General features: G+C 38.9%; 1 protein-coding gene. It reads left to right on the forward strand.

Annotation, left to right across the window (positions count from 1 at the left end):
- The first annotated feature begins 245 nt into the window (after positions 1–245).
- Positions 246–1,448, forward strand: a complete 1,203-nt coding sequence (locus ACIQYG_RS26835; protein ID WP_402844628.1) for an IS110 family RNA-guided transposase — start codon at positions 246–248, stop codon at positions 1,446–1,448.
- Positions 1,449–1,582 lie beyond the last annotated feature (134 nt).

Below are 1,582 nucleotides of genomic sequence, written 5' to 3' on the forward strand. Positions count from 1 at the left end.
TTCGTATTATAAGGTCGACCAGTAAAAATTACTGGTTGACCTTTTTTAAATAGAATCTATTATATCAGTAGCCAGGGTAGGACGTACGGGTGCGTGGGACTTGATCCCGTGAAGTAAACTGTCTGCCCCCTACTTGTAGAAACATGTTTGAGGCTGGTTGGGACGTAGATCTCGTATAACAAGCGAAGCTATGACACTACATCGAGGACTAGGGTACTGGTTAGTAAGTAGAGGAGGAAAAAACAATGAACCCAGTAATTGGTCTGGATGTGGCAAAAGGAGAGAGCCAAGTACAGGCATTTTTAGACCAATCTAAACCGTATGGGAAGAGCTTTTCAATGAAGCATACCAAGGAGGAATTAGATCAATTTTTAGACTTTCTAAAAGAAGTTGAAGAGGTGGCAGGGCATATGCCTATGGTCATTTTAGAATCTACAGGGCATTACCATTCTCCCGTTATTCAATACTTGGAGGAACAAGGGATTCTATATATCTTACTAAATCCGATTATTTCTTATCAGGCAAAGAAGTCCAGTTTACGGAAGGTAAAAACGGACGTAATCGATGCGTACCAGTTGTGTGTGCTGTATTACAAGGAGGATTTTGAACCTCATAAAATTAGAGGAATTCAGCTTTTAGACCTTCGTAATTTGTCAAGACAACAGGAAATCGTAACGAATATGTATGTGGAGGCTAAACTTCAGTTTCACACCATTTTAGATCAAGTGTTTCCTGAATACCGGAAGGTTTTTGGGGATCTATATTCGAAAGTTTCTTTATTTATGTTAAAGGAATATCCTACATCAGAGGCGGTATTAACGGCCGGAGAAAGTAGACTAGCAGAGAGTGTAATAGAGTTCTGTCCTAGCCGATCGGGTGAATGGGCATGGGAAAAAGCAAAAAAAATAATGGATTCCGCATCTCGAAATCCATTTCAAAAAAATGTGTATGAAAGTCACGTAATCAATCTTCGTATGTATATTGAGTTGCTTTTTCATTACCAGGGACATCTTTCTGATTTGGAAGATCGTATAGTGTCCCTGGCAAATGAAATGGAAGAATATAAAATCATCCAATCGATTCCCGGTATCGGAGAAAAAATCGCAGCCACGATTATCTCTGAAATTGGTGAAATCGATCGGTTTAATCACCCGAAAAAACTGGTTGCCTTCGCTGGAGTGGATCCAAGTGTTCACTCATCGGGTAAGTTTACGGCAACCATTAATCGTATAACCAAAAGGGGTTCGAGCAGACTACGTCATTCTCTGTATCTTGCCGTACTATGCGGCATAAGAAGTTCAAGGAACAAAAAGCTTAAAGCGTTCTATGATAAGAAAAAATCAGAAGGAAAACCTGCGAAAGTGTCAATCGTTGCCTGTATGAATAAGTTGCTTCAATGGATTTATGCTTTATTAAGCAGAAAAGAAACGTTCCTAGATTTAGCCTAATTAACGGTTTTGTGAAACAGAGAAAAATCCTTCCAAAAGGGTTTTGGAGGGTTATTTGGCATGGCCAAAAATAGTATATCATAAGGGAAATGAAAATATTAGAGAAAGATATTGACATCCTATTAGCTGGTTTA

The organism is Peribacillus sp. NPDC096622, from assembly GCF_044762665.1.
Taxonomy (GTDB): domain Bacteria; phylum Bacillota; class Bacilli; order Bacillales; family DSM-1321; genus Peribacillus; species Peribacillus frigoritolerans_B.